Annotated in this window: 17 protein-coding genes; 12 read left to right on the forward strand and 5 right to left on the reverse strand. The window is 56.8% G+C overall.

Annotation, left to right across the window (positions count from 1 at the left end; translation table 11 throughout):
* Positions 1 to 146: 146 nt before the first annotated feature.
* Positions 147 to 1,712, reverse strand: coding sequence for an alkyl hydroperoxide reductase subunit F (gene ahpF, locus DW56_RS16140; RefSeq protein ID WP_024551412.1), 1,566 nt, complete (start codon positions 1,710 to 1,712; stop codon positions 147 to 149).
* A 247-nt stretch (positions 1,713 to 1,959) separates the two neighbouring features.
* A complete protein-coding gene (gene ahpC, locus DW56_RS16145; RefSeq protein ID WP_024551411.1) occupies positions 1,960 to 2,523 on the reverse strand; it encodes an alkyl hydroperoxide reductase subunit C in 564 nt (187 codons plus the stop codon).
* Between the two features lie 388 nt (positions 2,524 to 2,911).
* Between ahpC and dsbG the strand changes: the two genes are divergently transcribed.
* Together dsbG and citR are read left to right on the forward strand one after the other, a co-directional pair.
* Positions 2,912 to 3,652 carry a thiol:disulfide interchange protein DsbG gene (gene dsbG, locus DW56_RS16150; protein ID WP_029589969.1) on the forward strand — a complete coding sequence of 247 codons (741 nt, stop codon included), beginning with the start codon at positions 2,912 to 2,914 and terminating at the stop codon, positions 3,650 to 3,652.
* 124 nt (positions 3,653 to 3,776) lie between these two features.
* Complete coding sequence (gene citR / locus DW56_RS16155; protein ID WP_024551409.1) at positions 3,777 to 4,694, forward strand: DNA-binding transcriptional repressor CitR; 918 nt, start codon at positions 3,777 to 3,779, stop codon at positions 4,692 to 4,694.
* Between the two features lie 27 nt (positions 4,695 to 4,721).
* Here citR and DW56_RS16160 read toward each other — a convergent pair whose 3' ends face one another.
* Positions 4,722 to 5,882, reverse strand: coding sequence for a pyridoxal phosphate-dependent aminotransferase (locus DW56_RS16160; RefSeq protein WP_024551408.1), 1,161 nt, complete (start codon positions 5,880 to 5,882; stop codon positions 4,722 to 4,724).
* A 140-nt stretch (positions 5,883 to 6,022) separates the two neighbouring features.
* On the opposite strand from DW56_RS16160, the gene DW56_RS16165 reads away from it, so the two are divergent.
* The 4 genes from DW56_RS16165 to DW56_RS16180 all read left to right on the forward strand — a co-directional run bounded on the left by DW56_RS16165 (position 6,023) and on the right by DW56_RS16180 (position 9,402).
* Positions 6,023 to 6,637: a methylthioribulose 1-phosphate dehydratase gene (locus DW56_RS16165; RefSeq protein WP_024551407.1), complete on the forward strand. Its 615-nt coding sequence runs from the start codon at positions 6,023 to 6,025 to the stop codon at positions 6,635 to 6,637.
* A complete protein-coding gene (mtnC, locus tag DW56_RS16170; RefSeq protein WP_024551406.1) occupies positions 6,634 to 7,323 on the forward strand; it encodes an acireductone synthase in 690 nt (229 codons plus the stop codon). The genes DW56_RS16165 and mtnC overlap by 4 nt, the downstream gene beginning before the upstream one ends.
* The gene (locus DW56_RS16175; RefSeq protein ID WP_024551405.1) at positions 7,320 to 7,862 is read left to right on the forward strand and encodes a 1,2-dihydroxy-3-keto-5-methylthiopentene dioxygenase; all 543 of its coding nucleotides are present in this window, start codon (positions 7,320 to 7,322) and stop codon (positions 7,860 to 7,862) included. The genes mtnC and DW56_RS16175 overlap by 4 nt, the downstream gene beginning before the upstream one ends.
* A 289-nt stretch (positions 7,863 to 8,151) precedes the next feature.
* Complete coding sequence (locus DW56_RS16180) at positions 8,152 to 9,402, forward strand: zinc-dependent alcohol dehydrogenase (RefSeq protein WP_024551404.1); 1,251 nt, start codon at positions 8,152 to 8,154, stop codon at positions 9,400 to 9,402.
* A 129-nt stretch (positions 9,403 to 9,531) separates the two neighbouring features.
* On the opposite strand, the gene rnk is transcribed toward DW56_RS16180, so the two are convergent.
* Together rnk and DW56_RS16190 are read right to left on the reverse strand one after the other, a co-directional pair.
* Complete coding sequence (gene rnk / locus DW56_RS16185; RefSeq protein WP_024551403.1) at positions 9,532 to 9,942, reverse strand: nucleoside diphosphate kinase regulator; 411 nt, start codon at positions 9,940 to 9,942, stop codon at positions 9,532 to 9,534.
* Positions 9,943 to 10,090: 148 nt separating this feature from the next.
* Positions 10,091 to 11,467 (reverse strand): GntP family permease, encoded by a 1,377-nt coding sequence (locus DW56_RS16190; RefSeq protein ID WP_024551402.1) that lies wholly within the window; start codon positions 11,465 to 11,467, stop codon positions 10,091 to 10,093.
* A gap of 444 nt (positions 11,468 to 11,911) precedes the next feature.
* Here DW56_RS16190 and DW56_RS16195 point away from each other — a divergent pair, with 444 nt between their 5' ends.
* The 6 genes from DW56_RS16195 to DW56_RS16220 all read left to right on the forward strand — a co-directional run bounded on the left by DW56_RS16195 (position 11,912) and on the right by DW56_RS16220 (position 19,613).
* Positions 11,912 to 13,177 carry an ABC transporter substrate-binding protein gene (locus tag DW56_RS16195; RefSeq protein WP_024551401.1) on the forward strand — a complete coding sequence of 422 codons (1,266 nt, stop codon included), beginning with the start codon at positions 11,912 to 11,914 and terminating at the stop codon, positions 13,175 to 13,177.
* Between the two features lie 172 nt (positions 13,178 to 13,349).
* Positions 13,350 to 14,303, forward strand: a complete 954-nt coding sequence (locus DW56_RS16200; protein ID WP_024551400.1) for a carbohydrate ABC transporter permease — start codon at positions 13,350 to 13,352, stop codon at positions 14,301 to 14,303.
* Positions 14,303 to 15,148, forward strand: coding sequence for a carbohydrate ABC transporter permease (locus DW56_RS16205; RefSeq protein ID WP_024551399.1), 846 nt, complete (start codon positions 14,303 to 14,305; stop codon positions 15,146 to 15,148). Before DW56_RS16200 ends, DW56_RS16205 begins: the two co-directional genes overlap by 1 nt.
* A 3-nt stretch (positions 15,149 to 15,151) precedes the next feature.
* Entirely contained in the window at positions 15,152 to 16,267 is a 1,116-nt protein-coding gene (locus tag DW56_RS16210) for an ABC transporter ATP-binding protein (protein WP_024551398.1), read from the forward strand.
* A gap of 14 nt (positions 16,268 to 16,281) precedes the next feature.
* Complete coding sequence (locus tag DW56_RS16215) at positions 16,282 to 17,940, forward strand: glycoside hydrolase family 13 protein (protein WP_024551397.1); 1,659 nt, start codon at positions 16,282 to 16,284, stop codon at positions 17,938 to 17,940.
* Positions 17,940 to 19,613: a glycoside hydrolase family 13 protein gene (locus DW56_RS16220; RefSeq protein ID WP_024551396.1), complete on the forward strand. Its 1,674-nt coding sequence runs from the start codon at positions 17,940 to 17,942 to the stop codon at positions 19,611 to 19,613. The genes DW56_RS16215 and DW56_RS16220 overlap by 1 nt, the downstream gene beginning before the upstream one ends.
* Positions 19,614 to 19,799: the final 186 nt, after the last annotated feature.

A 19,799-nucleotide genomic window follows, 5' to 3' on the forward strand; every position in this document is an offset into this window, starting at 1 on the left:
TTTCTTTCGCCCCCAGCGCAGTACGCGCCGGGGTAAGACATAGCGGCGAATAACCGCAAAAAAGAGGTAAAAAAAAGCCGCCCCGGAGGGCGGCTTTGCTTTGTATACCGGTAAAGCGTATGCAGGTAAGTCTTACTTTTTTTGTATTACGCGGTTTTAGTGCGAATCAGGTAATCAAAGGCGCTGAGCGAGGCTTTTGCCCCTTCGCCGGTGGCAATGATTATCTGCTTGTAAGGCACAGTGGTGCAGTCGCCCGCCGCAAACACGCCTTTCACGCTGGTTTCGCATTTGGCGTCAATGATGATTTCGCCCATGCGGTTGCGCTCGATAGCGCCTTCCAGCCAGGTGGTGTTTGGCAGCAGACCAATCTGTACGAAGATACCCGCCAGCTCCAGATTGTGGATGGAGCCGGAAACGCGATCCTGGTATTCCAGACCGGTCAGCTTGGTGCCGTCGCCTTTCACTTCCGTGGTCATGGCGTTCAGAATGATGTCGACGTTTTTCAGGCTGCGCACTTTATCCTGCAACACCTGGTCGGCTTTCATTTCCGGCGCGAATTCCAGCAGCGTTACGTGTTCAACGATGCCTGCGAGGTCAATCGCCGCTTCCACGCCAGAGTTGCCGCCGCCGATAACCGCAACGCGCTTGCCTTTAAACAGCGGGCCGTCGCAGTGCGGGCAGTAAGTTACGCCGCGGGTGCGGTACTGTTCTTCGCCCGGTACGCCCATGTTGCGCCATTTAGCGCCGGTCGCGATGATAATACTGCGTGCTTTCAGCACCGCGCCGGAGGCGGTTTCAATCTGGTGCAGGCCGCCTTCTTGCGCTGCCGGGATAAGCTTCGTGGCGCTCTGGGTGTCGATAACATCCACTTCATAGTCGCTAACGTGCGCTTTCAGCGCGCCAGCCAGCTTCTGGCCTTCGGTTTTCGGCACGGAGATGTAGTTTTCGATATCTACAGTATCCAGCACCTGGCCGCCGAAACGCTCGCCCATCAGACCGGTACGGATGCCTTTACGGGCGGAGTAAACCGCCGCCGCCGCGCCCGCCGGGCCGGAGCCGACAATCAGTACGTCGAACGCTTCGCGTTTGTTCAGCGCTTCGGCTGCACGTTTTTCCGCGCCGGTGTCTACTTTTGAGACGATTTCCGCAAGCGTCATACGACCGGAGCCAAACTCAGCGCCGTTCAGGAACACCGCCGGAACGCCCATCACGTTGCGATCGGTGATTTCATTCTGGAACGCGCCGCCATCAATCGCCGTGTGCTTGATACGCGGGTTCAGCACGGACATCAGGTTCAGCGCCTGCACCACGTCCGGGCAGTTGTGGCAAGAGAGCGAGTAGTACGTTTCGAATTCGAAGTCGCCATCCAGCGCGGCGATCTGCTCAAGCATCTCTTTCGCTTCTTTGGACGGGTGACCGCCGGTCCACAGCAGCGCCAGAACCAGAGAGGTAAATTCGTGACCCAGCGGGGAACCGGCAAAGCGCGGGCCCTGGGTTGAACCTGGATTCGTGATCAGGAATGAAGGTTTGCGCACGGCAAGCGTGTTGTCTTCTTTGAAAGAGACTTTATCAGACAGCTGCGCGATTTCAGCCAACAGTTCCTTGATTTCTGCCGATTTAGCGCTGTCATCCAGCGTGGCAATCAACTCAACAGGTTTTGTCAGTCGCTCAAGATAAGCTTTGAGCTGGGTTTTCATGTTAGCGTCGAGCATGTTTATCTCCTGGGCTTAAAACATCATCATGCAAGCTGCCTTGTTACGGCTGCCTGAATGCAACTTGAATCATGGTGTCGGGATGAAAATCGGGTGCAAAACTGCACCCGAGATATTACGTAAATTTCCCAGTATTTCGCGTTACGGGAAGGCGGCAAGCTTATGGATCCCCGGAAGCTTACTAAAGTAAGTGACCGGGGTGCGAGCCTGAAGCCAACGCAGCGATGACGCGAAAGCCGAAGAAAAATTAGATTTTGCCGACCAGGTCGAGGGACGGAGCCAGAGTCGCTTCGCCTTCTTTCCATTTAGCCGGGCAAACTTCGCCTGGGTGAGCGGCAACGTACTGAGCTGCTTTGATTTTACGCAGCAGGTCAGACGCGTCGCGGCCGATGCCTTCAGCGGTAACTTCAATCGCCTGGATGATGCCCTGCGGGTCAACGATGAAGGTGCCACGGTCAGCCAGGCCTTCGTCTTCACGCATGTTTTCGAAGTTACGGGTCAGGGCGCCAGTCGGGTCGCCGATCATCGCGTATTTGATTTTAGCGATGGTGTCGGAGCTGCTGTGCCATGCTTTGTGGGTGAAGTGGGTGTCGGTAGAAACAGAGTAAACGTCTACGCCCAGCTTCTGCAATTCTTCGTAATGGTCTGCAACGTCGCCCAGTTCAGTCGGGCAAACGAAGGTAAAGTCAGCCGGATAGAAGAAGAATACGCTCCAGCGGCCTTCAGTGTCTTTCTCGGTAACTTCTACGAATTCACCGTTTTTGAACGCCATGTTTTTGAAAGGTTTGATTTTGGTATTAATCAAGGACATCTATACTTCCTCCGTGTTTTCGATGTGTGTAAGTTATCGAAGTTTATTGATTGGTGCCAATGCGTTTGCATTATCAAATCAATAAGTGATAGCTAACAACCCACCGCTAACCGATTTGTGAACTTAACCAGGCCAACGCCCGTGATGTGCTGACTTTTAACTCAGCGAAACGCGAATAATAAAAAAGCCGCCCGCAGGGCAGCCTTCTTAGCGGTAAACCCCGCAATGTATTCAGCGCAACGCGAGCCTGCCAAAAGGCACCGGCAGCGCCAGCGATTAGAACACTCCCTTTTTGAAAGGGCAATCGGGGCGATGAAAGCTCCTGCCTATGGCTGTGACAGGAAAGGCTTATCAATGCGCTATAACGAAATGGATAAAGGAACGCTGTATGAAACGTCTGTTGCTGCTTACGCTACTTCCTTTCTGCGCCAGCGCGCAGGAGTGGCCCGCCCCGGTTAAAGCGATTGAAAAACAGGGCATCACCATTATTAAAAGCTTTCCCGGCCCCAACGGCATGACTGGCTATCTGGGAAAGTATCAGGAAATGGGGGTGACTATTTATGTGACGCCGGACGGCAAGCATGCCATTTCGGGCTATCTCTACGATGATAAAGGGGTCAACCTGAGCGAAAAGCTGATTCAAAAAGAGCTTTACGAGCCGGCCGGTCGTGAAATGTGGCAGCGGCTGGAAAAAGCGAAATGGATAAGCGACGGCAAAGCCGACGCGCCGCGAAAAATTTACGTTTTCGCCGACCCGTTTTGCCCTTATTGCCGACAGTTCTGGCAACAGGCGCGCCCGTGGGTGGAGTCCGGCAAAGTGGAACTGCGCACGATTTTAGTTGGCGTTATCAAGCCAGAAAGCCCGGCATACGCCGCCGCCATTCTGAAGGCGAAAGATCCGGCGAAAGCCTGGCATGACTATGAGCAGTCCGGCGGTAAAACTGCGCCTGCGCTGCCAGCGTCCGTACCCGCAGAGCAGGCGAAAGCGGTGAATATGAACCAGAAACTGATGGATGAACTGGGTGCTAACGTCACGCCCGCTATCTACTACATGAATGACGATAATGTGCTGCAACAGGTGGTCGGGCTGCCTGATGAAGAAAAGCTTAACCTCATGATGGGAAAATAAGGCGCTTGTTTTATTGTTAACAACCGCTTTGTCGTCATTGCCAGCGCACTTTTTATAAACTCAGCTATTCTTATAAGAGAAAGCAACGAAGCGCGAAACGCTTTTATAATTGCTGGAGCTGGCAATGGCTAATCTTCAGGATTTAAAAAAGTTTGACCTCAATTTGCTGGTCATTTTCGAATGCATCTATTTACACCGCAGCGTCAGTAAGGCGGCTGAAGCCCTGTTTCTTACCCCCTCGGCCATCAGCCAGTCGCTACAGCGGTTGCGCAACCAGCTAAACGACCCGCTGTTCATCCGCTCCGGCAAAGGTATAACGCCTACTACCGTCGGCACTAACCTGCATATTTACCTTGAAGATAACCTTAATCAGCTTGAGCAGACGATCAACATTATGCAGGGCGCGCCGCTGCGTAAAAATTTCGTTATTTATTGCACCCAGTCGCTCGCCATCGAATTTTTCCCAACTCTCGCGACGAAGTTCTTTCAGCAGAGCGATTATGAATTAATTCATTACGATTCGGCGCTAAAAAATGAAACGGCGGAAGATCTGCTTATTTATCGTAAAGCGGATGTCATTATTGGCCTGACGCCTATTCTCAGCCACTCTATTATTTGTAAGCCTTGCGTTAGCGAAGAGGCTGTGGTGGTCTGCGCGGTGGATCATCCGCGTCTGAAAGAGACAGCAGACGCCGCCATGCTGGCGCAGGAAAAATTCACCCTGTTTCAGGGCACCGGAAAGGGACAAAAAGATTTTCATGTCAAAACCGAAGAGGCATTGCCGGAGCGCAGGATAGCGTTTCGCAGCAATTCCGCCATGTCGATTCTCGCGATGTTAAGCAGAAGCGAGCTGGTGGGGATTGTGCCTCTTTCCGTCTACGAGCGTTATAAAACGCTTTTTCCCATTAAGCGCGTGGATATCGCGTTCCCCTTGCCGAAGGTGGAGTATTACATGGCGTGGAACCGCGCCGCGCTGGCTAATCCCGCCGTAATGCAGCTTATCGCCGATATCGAAGGCTATTTTGCAACGCGGCACGCCTGACCCCGGCTAGCCGCCGGGGCGGTAAGGTTAAAGCGCAGAAAGTTTTTTCGCCGCCGCGATAAGCGTCGCTTCCTGTTTGGCAAAGCACAGACGGATAAGCTTGTGCGGGAACGGGTCGGCGCAGAAAACCGAAAGCGGGATCGCCGCGACGCCTACCTCTCTGGTTAACCACTGGCAAAAACTGACATCGTCGAGATCGGAGATGGCGCTGTAGTCCGCCAGCAAGAAGTAGGTGCCTTCACAGGGCAGGATCTCCAGGCGACTGGTTGCCAGCGCCTGGATAAAGCGGTCGCGCCGGGCGCGGTAAAACGCCGGCAGTTCGCGATAATGCGCCGGTTCGCTGCGCAGCATATCGGCAATCGCCAGCTGCGCCGGGGTATTTACCGCAAAGGTTAAATACTGGTGCACCTTGCGCAGTTCGGCGCTAATCGGCGCGGGCGCCACGCAATAACCTACCTTCCAGCCGGTCATGTGAAAGGTTTTGCCAAAAGAGGAGACGGCGATAGCCCGCTCGCGCAGCTGCGGATGCGCCAGCACGCTGGCGTGGCCCTCGCTGGCAAAGCAGATGTGTTCATACACTTCATCGCTCAGTACATAAATTTCGCGCTCCGCGATGGCCTGCCACAGCGCGGCGAAATCCGCTTTTTGCCAGACGGTAGCGGAAGGGTTGTGCGGCGTGTTCAGGATGACCAGCCGCGTGCGGTCGGTTAAAAGCGTCTGAAAATGGACCCAGTCGACGCGAAAATGGGGCGGTTGCAGCGCCTGGCGTTTGAGCACGCCGCCTGCAAGCTGCACCGCCGGCGCGTAGCTGTCGTAGCTCGGGTCAAAACAGATAACTTCATCGCCCGGGCGCACCAGCGCGGTAATGGCGGCATACAGCGCCTCGGTTGCGCCTGCCGTTACGGTGATTTCGCTTACCGGGTCCGGGGAGTGGCCGTAAAGCTCGGCGGTTTTATCGGCTATCGCTTCGCGAAGCGGCTGCACGCCGGTCATCGGCGCGTACTGGTTGGCGCCCTGCGCCACGTGATAAGCCAGCCGCTCCTGCAAATAGCGGGGACCGTCAAAATCGGGGAAACCCTGAGAAAGGTTAATCGCGTTATGCTGCTGGGCGAGCGCGCTCATTTGCGTGAATATCGTGGTGCCGAGAGAAGGCAGTTTACTCTCGGGAATCAAAGGCTTAATGCTCATTATTGATTGACCTTTTACGCCTGTTTTTGTTTACCCTGTGTTGCCGCCACTATAACACGATGTTAAGCTTTGGCAATCAAGACGCTTAGACGTCTAAATCATAAGAGTATTCCTGCCGCCACCACGCCACAAGGAAAGCTATGACACAACACCTGCAACTGGCCGCGCTTGTCGAGGCGTGCCACTGGATAGGCGCCAGAGGCTGGGCCCCCGCGACCGGCGGCAATATGTCGGTGCGCGAAGACGCTCGCTGGTGCTGGCTCAGCGAATCCGGCAAAGATAAAGGCAGCCTGACGACCGCCGATTTCCTGCAAGTGGAGATCGCCACCAACCAGGCGCCGTCCGGACGTAAACCCTCTGCGGAAACCGGCCTGCATACCCTTATTTACCGCCTTTTTCCTGAAGCTAACGCCGTGCTGCATGTTCACACGGTTAACGCGACCGTATTGTCCCGCGTCGAGACGCGCGATGAGCTGCGTCTTAGCGGTTACGAAATGCAAAAATCGCTCAGCGGCCAGACAACGCATCTTGATACGCTGCCCATCGCCATTTTTGACAACAGCCAGGAGATCGACGCGCTGGCCGCGCGCATTGAGGCTTACAGCCGCGACAACCCGCTGCGCTACGGCTTTTTATTGCGCGGCCATGGGCTAACCTGCTGGGGACGCAGCGTTGAAGAGGCGAAGCGCCATCTTGAAGGGCTGGAATTTTTATTTGAATGCGAAATGCAGCGCAGGCTGCTGGAGAGAAGATGATCCGCGCCATTGTCACCGATATTGAAGGCACCACCAGCGACATCCGCTTCGTGCATAACGTGCTGTTTCCTTACGCCCGCGAGCGGCTGGCTGACTTTGTCCGCGCAGGGGCTGAAGATGAGCCGGTGAGCGCCATCCTGAACGATTTGCGGGCGGAAATTTCGCAGCCGCAGGCGACGCCAGAGGCGCTGATAGCGGTGCTGCTCGGCTTTATGGCGGAGGATCGCAAATCCACCGCGCTGAAGGCGTTGCAGGGACATATCTGGCAGGGCGGCTACCTCAACGGCGATTTTACCGGCCACCTTTACCCGGACGTTCTGCCCGCATTACGGCGCTGGAAAGCGCAGGGCATTGATCTCTATGTTTATTCCTCGGGTTCGGTCGCCGCACAGAAACTGTTATTTGGCTACAGCGATGAAGGTGATATTACTGGGCTGTTCAGCGGATATTTTGACACTCACGTCGGCGCGAAGCGGGAAACCCAGTCCTATCGCAACATAGCGCAGCAGGCAGGGGTGCCGCCGGGCCAGCTGCTGTTTTTATCCGACATCCGCCAGGAGCTGGACGCCGCGCGCGAAGCGGGCTGGCAAACGGTGCAGTTAATTCGCGACGAAGCGGACCCTGTAAGCCGCCATCGTCAGGTTTCCCGTTTTGATGAGATCCAACCGGAGCAGATTGCTTTATGAGCGCACTGACTATTTTCACTGATAAAGCGGCGGGCGAGCCGCTGTTCCACAGCCGCGACGCCGACGCTATTCGCGACAAGCTTAACGCCCAGGGCGTGCGATTCGAGCGCTGGCAGGCGGACCGCGATCTCGGCGCCAACCCGGACGCGCAAACGGTGATTGAGGCTTATCAGCACGCCATCGACCGGCTGGTCGCGGAAAAAGGCTACCAGAGCTGGGATGTCATCAGCATGCGCGCCGACAACCCGCAAAAAGCGGCGATGCGCGAAAAATTTTTAAACGAGCACACCCATGGCGAAGATGAAGTGCGCTTTTTTGTCGAGGGCGCCGGGCTGTTCTGCCTGCATCTTAATGGCCATGTCTATCAGGTTTTATGTGAAAAAAACGACCTGATTTCCGTGCCGGCGGGCACGCCGCACTGGTTTGATATGGGTTCCGAGCCGCACTTCACCGCCATCCGTATTTTCGATAACCCGGAAGGCTGGGTCGCGCAGTTTACCGGCGATGATATCGCGCAGGGTTATCCGCGTCTGGCGTAAAGCTAACCCGCTAAAAGCGCTGCTGAAACAGGCGTAGCGGCAAAGAAAAAGGTTAAGTTCGCGATGTTAACGGCGCAGGCCACAGGCGACGTTCGCGAACCTGACCTTTTCCCTGCCTCGCAACGAGGCAAAGCAAACCGTCCCGCCGCCGCGTTCCACCAGGATTACTCTCAAACCTCCCCCATGCCAGCGCAATAGCGCAAGTGCGCGGCGATCCCGTCTAACCTTGAATAACGGCCGGGCGATCATCGCCTTGCGACACCATTCATCTATCCGCCAGGAGGTCGACATGAAAGCGCTGACGTACCATGGTCCCCACAACGTCAAGGTTGAAAACGTCCCGGATCCCATCATCGAAGCGCAGGATGATGTGATTTTACGCATTACCGCCACCGCCATCTGCGGCTCCGATTTGCACCTGTACCGCGGCAAAATTCCCCAGGTCAGCCATGGCGATATCTTCGGCCATGAGTTCATGGGTGAAGTGGTGGAAACCGGGCGGGAGGTCAAAGATTTGCGCAAGGGTGACCGCGTGGTGATCCCTTTTGTTATCGCCTGCGGCGACTGTTTTTTCTGTAAGCTGCAACAATATTCCGCCTGCGAAACCACTAACCCAGGGCGCGGGGCGATCCTTAACAAGAAAGAGATAACCTCGCCTGCGGCGCTCTTTGGCTATAGCGGTCTGTATGGCGGCGTACCGGGCGGCCAGGCGGAATATGTGCGGGTGCCGAAAGGCAACGTCGGCCCGTTCAAAGTGCCGCCGGTGCTTTCGGACGACAAAGCGCTTTTTCTCTCTGACATTCTGCCTACTGCGTGGCAGGCGGTGAAAAATGCGGATGTGAAACAAGGCTCCCGCGTCGCCATCTACGGCGCAGGCCCGGTAGGGCTGTTGAGCGCCGCTTGCGCCCGCTTGCTGGGCGCCGAGCAGATCTTTATCGTCGACCACAATGACTACCGGCTGGCATTCGCCCAACAGCGCTACGGCGCTATTCCGATCAACTTTGACGACAACGACGACCCGGCAGCGTTCATCATCGAAAACACCCCAGGCAACCGCGGCGTGGATGCGGTAATCGACGCCGTAGGGTTTGAAGCGAAAGGCAGCCTGACGGAAACCGTGCTCAGCAACCTGAAAATTGAGGGCAGCAGCGGCAAAGCGCTGCGCCAGTGTATCGCGGCCGTGCGTCGCGGCGGCGTGGTGAGCGTGCCGGGGGTTTACGCGGGCTTTATCCACGGCTTTATGTTCGGCGACGCCTTCGATAAAGGCCTGACGTTCAAAATGGGCCAGACCCATGTTCACGCCTGGCTGCCGGAGCTGCTGCCGCTGATTGAACAGGGGCTGCTGACGCCGGAAGAAATCGTCACGCACTATATGCCGCTGGAAGATGCCGCCCGCGGGTACAAGATCTTCGAGAAGCGGGAGGAGGAGTGCCGCAAGGTCATTCTCGTGCCGGGCGCCGCCACGCCGGAGGCCGCACGCGAACGCGCCACCGCGCTCAGCAATACGCCGCTGGAGCCGCTCGATCCGGTTCAGCCATAAGCGCCACGCCGCTGCATCGCCAGCGGCGTTTTTTTATCTGCTGTAAGAGAAAACGCGCGGGCAGCGAGCTGCGAAAGGGAGAGACAACGGGCAAACGGAAAGAGGATGCGGGGCATCCTCTGAACAGGCTTAGCGGTGATACTCGCCTGCGGCTTCAGGCTGGTAGAGCAGTTCAAGCACTTCGATGTGGGTTTCGCTGCCGTCCGGCAACGGCCAGCGGATGGCATCGCCTACGCGAAGCCCCAGCAATGCCGCGCCCACCGGGGCCATAACGGAGAGCTGCGCGGCGCTGTCGGTTATCTGCGCCGGGTAAGCAAGGGTGCGCAGATAAACCTCGCCGCTGGTTAAATCACGGAATTTTACCTGGCTGTTCATGCTGACCACATCGGCGGGCAGCGCCTGTGGGCGGCACATCTGCGCGCGATCAAGTTCATCATTCAGCGCCTGCGCAACGGGCAGGCTGGCAAACGCCGGCTGCTCAAGCAGCATATCGAGACGCTCGGCGTCGAGCTCGTTAATGATAATGGCAGGTCGGGACATATCTACTCCATGTCGATGATTCTGGCGGTTAGCCCGCTAAAAAGTGTCCAAAGAAAAACCCCCACCGCCAAAACGATGAGGGTCTCCTTGTGCTGATGATACTGAGCCGCGCTCGCGGTTTAAAGTGACTCAGCTCACAGAACGCGGCTTACAGCAGGACGCTGCCGATGGCGGCCAGGATAAAGGCGATGGAGCCGAGCAGGGTTTCCATCACGGTCCAGGTCTTGAGCGTGGTTTTCTCGTCCATTTCAAGGAAACGGCCTACCAGCCAGAAACCGGAGTCGTTTACGTGAGAGAGCACCGTAGCGCCGCCTGCGATGGCGATAACAATAAAGCACAGGTCAAACTGGCTTAAGCCTGGCGTTGCCTGCACCATCGGGGCCACCAGCGCGGCGGTCGTGGTCAGCGCGACCGTTGCGGAGCCCTGCGCCACGCGAAGCGCGGTAGAGATGACAAACGCGGCGAGAATAACCGGCATGCCGGTATCGGACAGCACGCCCGCCAGCGCGTCGCCGATGCCGCTTGCGCGCAGGACGCCGCCAAACATGCCGCCTGCGCCGGTGACGAGAATAATGCCGCAGATGGGGCCGAGCGCGCCGTCGCAAATTTTTTCCAGATGCTGACGGCTATGATCGCGGCTAAAGACCATCAGCGCGAAGAAAACGGTGATAAGCAGCGCTACCGGGGTTTTGCCGAGCATGCGCAGGAAATTAACCACCGTGTTATCAGCGCTTACCCAGCCGAGCACTTTCGCGGTGTTCAGGCCGGTATCAAGGAAAATCAGCACCAGCGGCAGCAGCAGAATAGCCAGCACCATGCCGAAGGAGGGCGGGCGATGGTTCGTGTCGCGCTCCACTTCGCCAAGAAACGACGTCGGCAGCTTCACATCAAATTTTTTACCGGCGTAGAGGCCAAACAGATAGCCGCCAAAATACCAGGTCGGCAGCGCGATAATCAGCCCGAGGATCACCAGCAGGCCAATATTCGCGCCGAGCAGCTCACTTGCCGCGACTGGGCCAGGATGCGGCGGCACCAGCGCATGCATTACCGCAAACGCGCCCGCTGCCGGGAAAGCGTATTTCAGCGTCGAGCCGCCAAACTGTTTCGCTACGCTGAAGATAATCGGCAGCATCACCACCAGACCGGCGTCGAAGAAAATGGGGAAGCCAAACAGCAGCGAGGCGACGCCCAGCGCGAACGGCGCGCGGTGAGCGCCGAATTTATTGATAAGCGTATCGGCCAGCACTTTAGCGCCGCCGGAAACTTCCAGCAGGCGGCCAATCATAGCGCCAAGGCCTACCAGCAGCGCCACGCCCGCCAGCGTGCTGCCAAAGCCCGTCAGGATAGTGGGCACGATTTTGTCGAAAGGCACGCGAGTGACCAGCGCCACCACGATGCTGACCAGCGTCAGCGCCAGGAACGCATGCACTTTAAAGCGCATGATAAGCACCAGCAGCAAGAGCACTGCGGCGGCGGCAATGCCGAGCAGCGTGCCCGCTCCGTAAACAGCCGTTGTTTCCGTCATCTTTATATTTTCCTCAGAAGTAGAGTAGAGAGGCCGGGTGCAGGCGCCTTGCCTTCTCTGATACCGGTAACATGATATCGGTAACATGGAAGGGGCTGTAAATAACCCTCGACATGTTTATTAACATTTTGCGACAGACGTCAAACTCCGCTTTACAGCCTTTCATCTGCCGCAAAGGGTAAATTTTAGCCGCAAAAAGCCAGCCTGCCGGAACGCTTGCCGCGGAGTTTCGGCTTTAGTTCATCTCACAGCTTTTGCGCGCCTTTTTTTAGTGAATTGCGCAAAAATGTCGGCCATATCCAGCTTTTAAGCTGCGAATATTCATGATGTTTGCCGCTTAATGCTTTCATTAACTAGCTTTTTCTTAGGTGATTTTCTGTACACCTTTCCGATTACGGCGGCGCAACGCCACCTCTGTCTGACTACAGCTCATAAGAGGAAATGATGAAAAAGCTGACGTTAAGTCTCATAACCGTGGCGCTGGCGGGAACCAGCCATTTCGCTTTTGCCGATACCCTGCGCATGGAATGTCCTGTTTCGCCCGGCGGCAAACAATATTGCCAGTACATCAAAGAACGGTTTGAAAAACAGACCGGCAACCAGCTCGAATTTATTGAATTCCCTGCCGCTTCGGATGAGAAGCTGGCGCTGCTGCAACAGCTTTTCGCCGCCAAAGATGAAAAGGCGGTGGATGTGTTTGAGTCCGACACTATCTGGGTGGGGCTGCTTGATAAGCAAACCCTGGATCTCACCGACGCCATGGGCAGCCAGAAAGATCAGTTTTTCGAAGGGCCGTGGCAGAACGACACGGTTAACGGCCGCCTGAAAGCGATCCCTAACTACATCGACACCGGCGTGCTCTTTTATCGCAAAGATTTACTGGAGAAATATAACGAGCAGCCGCCCAAAACCTGGGAAGAGATGACGCGCATCGCCACCAAAATTCAGGCTGAAGAGCGCAAGGCGGGGCGTAAAAACTTCTGGGGCTATATCTTTCAGGGCAAATCTTATGAAGGGCTGACCTGTAACGCGCTGGAGTGGGTGCAGTCGTACGGCGGCGGCGCCTTCGTAGATGAAAAAGGGAACGTGACCGTTAATAACGACAAGGCCGCCCGGGCGTTCGATATGGCGAAAGGGTGGATTGGCACTATCTCGCCGAAAGGGGTGCTTGGCTACAAAGAGGAGGAATCGCGCACCGTCTTCCAGAACGGCGACGCGCTCTTTATGCGCAACTGGCCGTATGTCTGGCAGCTTTCCCAGGCGGATGACAGCCCGCTGAAGGGCAAAGTCGGCGTCGCGCCGCTGCCCGCAGGCGAAGGCGGACAGAGCGCCACGGCGCTTGGCGGCTGGCAGTGGTCGGTAAACGCCAACACCAAAAATCCACAAGCGGCGATTGAGCTGCTGAAGATCTTAACCGATGCCGATTCGCAAAAAACGCGTCTGAAAATCATCGGCCATGCGCCGACCCGCATCGCGCTGTATGACGATAAAGAGGTGCTGGAGATGGCGCCGCAGCTCACCCTGTTCCGCGATATCTTCGCCCAGGCTGCGCCGCGCCCGGCGACGGTCACCAAAGCGCAGTATCCGCGCGTCTCTAACGCCATTTTCAACGTCACCTTCAGCGTGCTGAACGGCAAGGAAGATGGCAAGAAAGCGGCGGCGGATCTGGAGCGGCGGCTTAACCGGGTGAAAGGCGCCGGCTGGCGGTAACGCTTTTCCGTTGTAACCCCTCACCCCATCTTCTCCCGAGGGAGAAGGCGGGGTGAGGGGAAGCGCGTTCACTTTCCCGCAAAACGGCGCAGGTTTCCCTCGCGCCTGCGCAAAGAGAACAAAAAGAGATGTCCTGACGATAAGCCGTTGTTTTACTGACTACGGAGCGCTTATGAAATCCGACAGCCTTACGCGATCTGCTTCTGCGCCAGCCCGCAGGCTGACCTGGCACCAGCGCCGCCGACGCATAGCGTGGGGGCTTGTGTTGCCCGCGCTGCTGTTGCTGGCGCTGGCGGCGGGCTGGCCGCTCTTTCGCACCATCTGGTTTAGCTTCACCAACGCCATGCTGGATAACCCCGGCGAATATGAAATGGTCGGCCTGGCTAACTACTATGCCATGCGCGACGACATGGCCATCGGCGTACTCAGCGACCCGCTCTGGTGGCAGGCGGTGGGCAACACCCTCTGGTTCACCTTCACCTCAGTGGCGCTTGAGCTGCTGCTCGGCATGCTGCTGGCGCTGCTGATGAACGAAAAATTTCGCGGCCAGGGGCTGGTGCGTACCGCCATTCTGGTGCCCTGGGCTATTCCGACCATCGTCAGCGCCAAAATGTGGGGCTGGATGTTCCACGATCAGTACGGCGTGGTAAACGATCTGTTGGGTTCCATTGGCCTGCCTTCGCATCTTGCCTGGATAGCCGAGCCTTCGCTTTCGATGTGGGCGGTGGTCATAGCCGACGTCTGGAAAACCACGCCATTTATGGCGCTGATGCTGCTTGCGGCGCTTCAGCTTATTCCGGCCGACCTGTACGAGGCGGCGAAAGTAGACGGCGCCAGCCCCTGGCAGCGCTTTAAGCGCATCACGCTGCCGCTCATTATGCCTGCGCTGGTGGTGGCGCTGATTTTTCGCGTAATGGACGCCATGCGCGTCTTCGACCTTATCTACGTGCTGACCTCTAACAGCGAGGCGACGATGTCGATTTCCGGCTACGCCCGCGAGCAGATTGTCTCTTACCAGGATATGGGCGTCGGTTCGGCGGCTTCAGTGCTGGTCTTTATGATGGTGGCGGGCATTGCCGCCTGTTTTATCCGCGTATCACGACTTAACGAGAAGGAGAAGCGCTGATGAAAACCACCCGCTGGCAACGCAAAGCGGCGTTTAAGCTGCTTATCTTCTTCGGCGCGCTTCTGGCCTGCCTGTTCTGCGTTTTCCCGTTTTATTACGCCATCCTGACTTCGCTGCGCACCGGCCAGGAGCTTTTCCTGCCCTCATACCTGCCCACCGGCTGGCACTGGGATAACTATGTGGTGGCGCTGGTGGATAACGGCATTGCCCGAAGCCTGTTTAACTCCGTGCTGGTGGCGACAGTGACCGTGGGGCTTTGCCTGCTGGTTTCCGTCACCGCGTCGTTTGCGCTGGCCCGCGTGCCGTTTCGCGGGCGCAAAGTGCTGCTGTTTACCATTCTCTGCGTGTCGATGTTCCCGCAGGTGGCGGTGCTGACCGGCATGTTTGAGCTGGTGCGTTTTCTCGGGCTGTATGACTCGCTCGGCGCGCTGGTGCTCTCCTACACCACCTTTTCGCTGCCTTTTACCGTCTGGGTGTTAACCACCTTTATGAAGTCGATTCCGGTAGAGCTGGAGGAGGCGGCTATCGTCGACGGCGCGAAAACCGGCACCATTATCCGCCGCGTTTTTGCGCCCATTCTGGCGCCGGCGCTGGTGACAACCGGCCTGCTGGCGTTTATCGGCGCATGGAACGAATTTATGTTCGCGCTGACGTTTATTATCTCCGGCGACAAGCGCACCGTGCCCGTCGCCATCAGCCTGTTCAGCGGCGCATCAAGCTTTGAGCTGCCGTGGGGCAGCATTATGGCGGCGTCGGTGGTGGTGACGCTGCCCATCATCATTCTGGTGCTTATTTTCCAGAAACGCATCGTCAGCGGCCTGACCAGCGGCGCGATTAAGGGGTAAACCATGGCGCAATTACGCTTAGAGAAGATCCAGAAACGCTACGGCTCTCATGCGGAAGTCATCAAACCGCTCGATTTGCAGATCAACAGCGGCGAATTCGTGGTGGTGGTCGGGCCGTCGGGCTGCGGCAAATCAACGCTGCTGCGTCTGGTGGCGGGGCTTGAGGAGATAACCGACGGCGATATGTTTATCGACAACGCGCGGGTGAACGACGACTCGCCCTCTGAACGCGGCATCGGCATGGTCTTTCAGTCTTACGCGCTCTACCCGCACATGACGGTCTACCAGAATATGGCTTTCGCGCTGGAGATGGCGAAGCTGTCGCCAAAAGAGATAGACGAACGGGTGCAGGAGAGCGCGCGCATTCTGCAACTGGAGCATTTGCTGGACCGGCGGCCGAAAGATCTCTCCGGCGGCCAGCGCCAGCGGGTGGCGATAGGGCGGGCGATTGTGCGTGAGCCGAGCCTGTTTCTCTTCGACGAGCCGCTCTCAAACCTCGACGCCTCGTTGCGCGTGCAAATGCGCATGGAGATAGCGGCGCTGCACAAGCGCATCCACGCCACCATTCTGTATGTTACCCATGACCAGGTTGAAGCGATGACCCTGGCCGATCGCATTGTGGTGTTAAACCAGGGGCGAATCGAGCAGGTCGGCACGCCGCTTGAGCTTTACGACGCGCCGCAAAACATTTTCGTCGCGCAGTTTATCGGGTCGCCCAAAATGAACCTCATACATGGCAAGTTGTTAAGCCGCAGCGAGCATGAGTGCGAGGTGGAGCTGGAGAACCGTCAGCGCATCCGGTTGCCGGTGGACGCCCGCCGGGCGGGGGAGGGCGAAGCAGTGCGCGTGGGGATCCGCCCGGAGCATCTTGAGAGGATGGACCTGGCGCAGGCCGATGTGGAAGGGGAGGTATTGTTCGTCGAACACATGGGCAACGAGACGCTTTTATACGTTAATGGCGGCTATGGCGCAGAACCGCTGGTGATGCGCCATACTGAAAGGCTGGAAGTGCAGCCCGAACAGCACATAGGGCTAAGGCTTTCACCAGAACACTGCTATCTGTTTGATAACTCGGGCGAGGCATTTCCCCGGCTGAAGATCCCGCAACAACGGCACTGACTGAAGGGAGCGTGATGAAAGCAATCGACAAGAAATGGTGGCACAACGCGGTGGTCTACCAGATCTACCCGCGCAGCTTTATGGACGCCAACGGCGACGGCGTGGGCGACCTGGCTGGCATCATCAGCAAACTCGACTACTTACAGCAGCTTGGCATTAACCTTATCTGGCTTTCACCGGTTTATAAATCGCCGATGGACGATAACGGCTATGACATCTCCGACTATGACGATATCGCCGAAGAGTTCGGCACGCTGGAAGAGATGCAAACGCTGATCGATGAGGCGAAAGGGCGCAATATCCATATTCTGATGGACCTTGTCGTCAACCACACCTCAGACGAGCATCCGTGGTTTATCGAGGCGAAAAAAGGCAAAGATAACCCTTACCGCGATTACTATATCTGGCGCAAACCCGCGCCGGATGGCGGCCCGCCGAACGATTTCCGCTCCTATTTCGGCGGCAGCGGCTGGCAATATGACGAGGCGAGCGGCGAATATTTCCTGCATCAGTTTTCCGTGCGCCAGCCAGATCTCAACTGGGACAACCCGCGCGTGCATGAAGAAGTGCACGCCATGATGAACCGCTGGCTGGATCGCGGCATCGGCGGTTTTCGCATGGATGTTATCGATCTCATCGGCAAAGAGGTCGACAAGCAAATCATGGCCAACGGCAAAAACCTGCACCTGTTTATTCGCCAGATGAACCACGCTACCTACGGGCCGCGCGGGTCACTGACCGTGGGCGAAACCTGGAGCGCCACGCCGGAAGACGCGCTGCTTTACAGCGACCCGGCGCGCGAAGAGCTTTCTATGGTCTTTCAGTTCGACCATATCAAGCAGACGTGGGATGAGAAACATGGCAAATGGCGCAGCCGGCCGTTTGAGCTTTCCCGCTTCAAGCAGAGCATTGATACCTGGCAGACGGCGCTTGCCGGGCGCGGCTGGAACTCGCTCTTCTGGAGCAACCACGACCTGCCCCGCGCGGTGTCGAAATTTGGCGACGACGGCGAATACCGCGAAGTCTCCGCCAAAATGCTCGCCACCGCGCTGCACTGCCTGAAGGGCACCCCCTATATCTACCAGGGCGAAGAGATAGGCATGACGAACGTGCGCTTCTCAACCCTTGAGGAGTACCGCGACATCGAAAGCCTCAATTTCTATCGCGAACGTACAGAAAGCGGCGTGTCCCATGATGAAATGATGACCGGTATTTACGCCAACGGACGGGATAACGCCCGCACGCCGATGCAATGGGACAACAGCCCCAACGCGGGCTTCACCACCGGCACGCCGTGGCTTGGCGTTAACCCCAATTATCAAACCATCAACGTAGCCCAGGCGCTCAGCGAACCGGACTCTGTTCTCTGGCATTATCAGAAGCTGGTGGCGCTGCGCAAACAGCACCCGATTCTGGTCTATGGCGATTATCAGATGCTTTTTGCCGACCATCCCGAGGTGTTTGCCTGGGTGCGCCGCTATGAAGGCGACCTGCTTCTGGTCATCAATAACTTTTTCGGCAACCACCTTACGCTGCCCATCCCGGAGCAGATGCAGAACTGGCACGGCGATTGTTTAATCAGCAACTACGCGCCCCGTGACCAGCTCGCCGTAAGCCTGGAGCTACAGCCGTATGAATCTTTTGCGCTGCTTATTCGTAAAGGGGAGGTTTAATGGGTGAGGCAATTACCCCGGTGCGCGAGCGCTGGTGGAAAGAGGCGGTGGCTTACCAGGTCTATCCGCGCAGTTTTAAGGACAGCAACGGCGACGGCATCGGCGATTTGAACGGCGTGACCGAAAAGCTCGATTATCTGAAAGACCTCGGCATCGATCTTATCTGGATCTGCCCGATGTACCGCTCGCCGAACGATGATAACGGCTACGACATCAGCGATTACCAGGCCATTATGGACGAGTTCGGCACCATGGAGGATTTCGACCGTCTGCTGGAGGAGACGCACGCGCGCGGCATGCGGCTTATCCTTGACCTGGTGGTGAACCACACCTCCGACGAACACCCGTGGTTTCTTGAGTCACGCGCCTCCAAAACCAGCCCGAAGCGCGACTGGTATATCTGGCGCGACGGTAAAAACGGCGCTGAGCCGAATAACTGGGAGTCTATTTTCAGCGGCTCCGCCTGGGAGCATGACGACACGACCGGGCAATATTTCATGCATCTCTTTAGCCGTAAACAGCCCGATCTCAATTGGGAAAACCACGAGATGCGCACGGCGGTCTACGACATGATGCGCTGGTGGCTCGACAAAGGCATCGACGGTTTTCGCATCGACGCCATTTCGCACCTGAAAAAAGAGCCGACGCTTGCCGACGTGCCGAACCCGGAAAACTTGCCTTATGCGCCCTCGATGGTAAGCCATCTTAACTATGATGGCCTGCTCGACTACGTGGATGATATTTGCGGCAATGTCTTCAACCACTATGACATCGTCACCGTCGGCGAAATGAACGGGCTTGACGCCAGCCACGCTGAAGAGTGGGTAGGTGAAAACCGCGGGCGGCTCAACATGGTGTTTCAGTTTGAACATGTGCGCCTGTGGGAACCCCAGGCGGGGCTGCGGCCTACGCCCGCAGTGCTGAAAAAAATCTTTACCAGCTGGCAGGAGGCGCTGGAAGGCAAAGGCTGGAACGCGCTTTACGTGGAAAACCATGACGTTACGCGTATTGCTTCGCGCTGGGGCGACACCGAACACCACTGGCGCGAAAGCGCTACCTGTATCGCGGCAATGTATTTCCTGATGCAGGGCACCCCTTTTATCTACCAGGGGCAGGAGATCGGCATGACCAATACCCGCTTTGCAAGCCTTGCGGATTTCGACGATGTCTCAGCGAAGAACAAAGCCAAAGACCTTCAGCGAATGGGCATGAGCGAAGCGGAAATTATCGAGTTCCTCACCCGCACCGGGCGGGATAACTCCCGCACGCCGATGCAGTGGGACAGTTCGCCTTACGCAGGCTTCAGCACCCATGAGCCGTGGCTTAAAGTTAACCCGAACTTTGAGATGATAAACGTGGAAAACCAGCTGCATGACCCGCAGTCGGTGCTTAACTTTTATCGCCAGATGATCCATCTGCGCAAGCGTGAGAAAGCGCTGGTTTATGGCCGCTACGATCTGCTGCTCGACGACCACGAACAGATCTATGCCTACAGCCGCCTCTACGGCGACGAGCGATTCGTGGTGTTGTGCAATCTGTCCGGCAAATCGGCGAGCTGGGATGAAACGGCGCTGTCGCTTGAGGGCGCCGAGTGCGTACTGGCTAACTTAAGCGAATGGGAGGAGGGATACCGGCTGCGCGCCTGGGAAGCGCGGGTTTATCAGCTGCGTTAACACGCCATGTATTTCGCGACGGCCCACGGGCCGCCGCGCTTTTATTTTCACCGATCGTCTTTGTAAACTGGCGGCCATCCCGCTTAAATCATTCCCTGAGAAATTAATGCCTTTTTAATCTATTTTTTGCTGAAACTACTTATTTACGTTTAATTTGATCTACCTCTAAAGAATTAAAGCCTGTTG

This window comes from Franconibacter helveticus LMG 23732, from assembly GCF_000463115.2.
Classification (GTDB): domain Bacteria; phylum Pseudomonadota; class Gammaproteobacteria; order Enterobacterales; family Enterobacteriaceae; genus Franconibacter; species Franconibacter helveticus.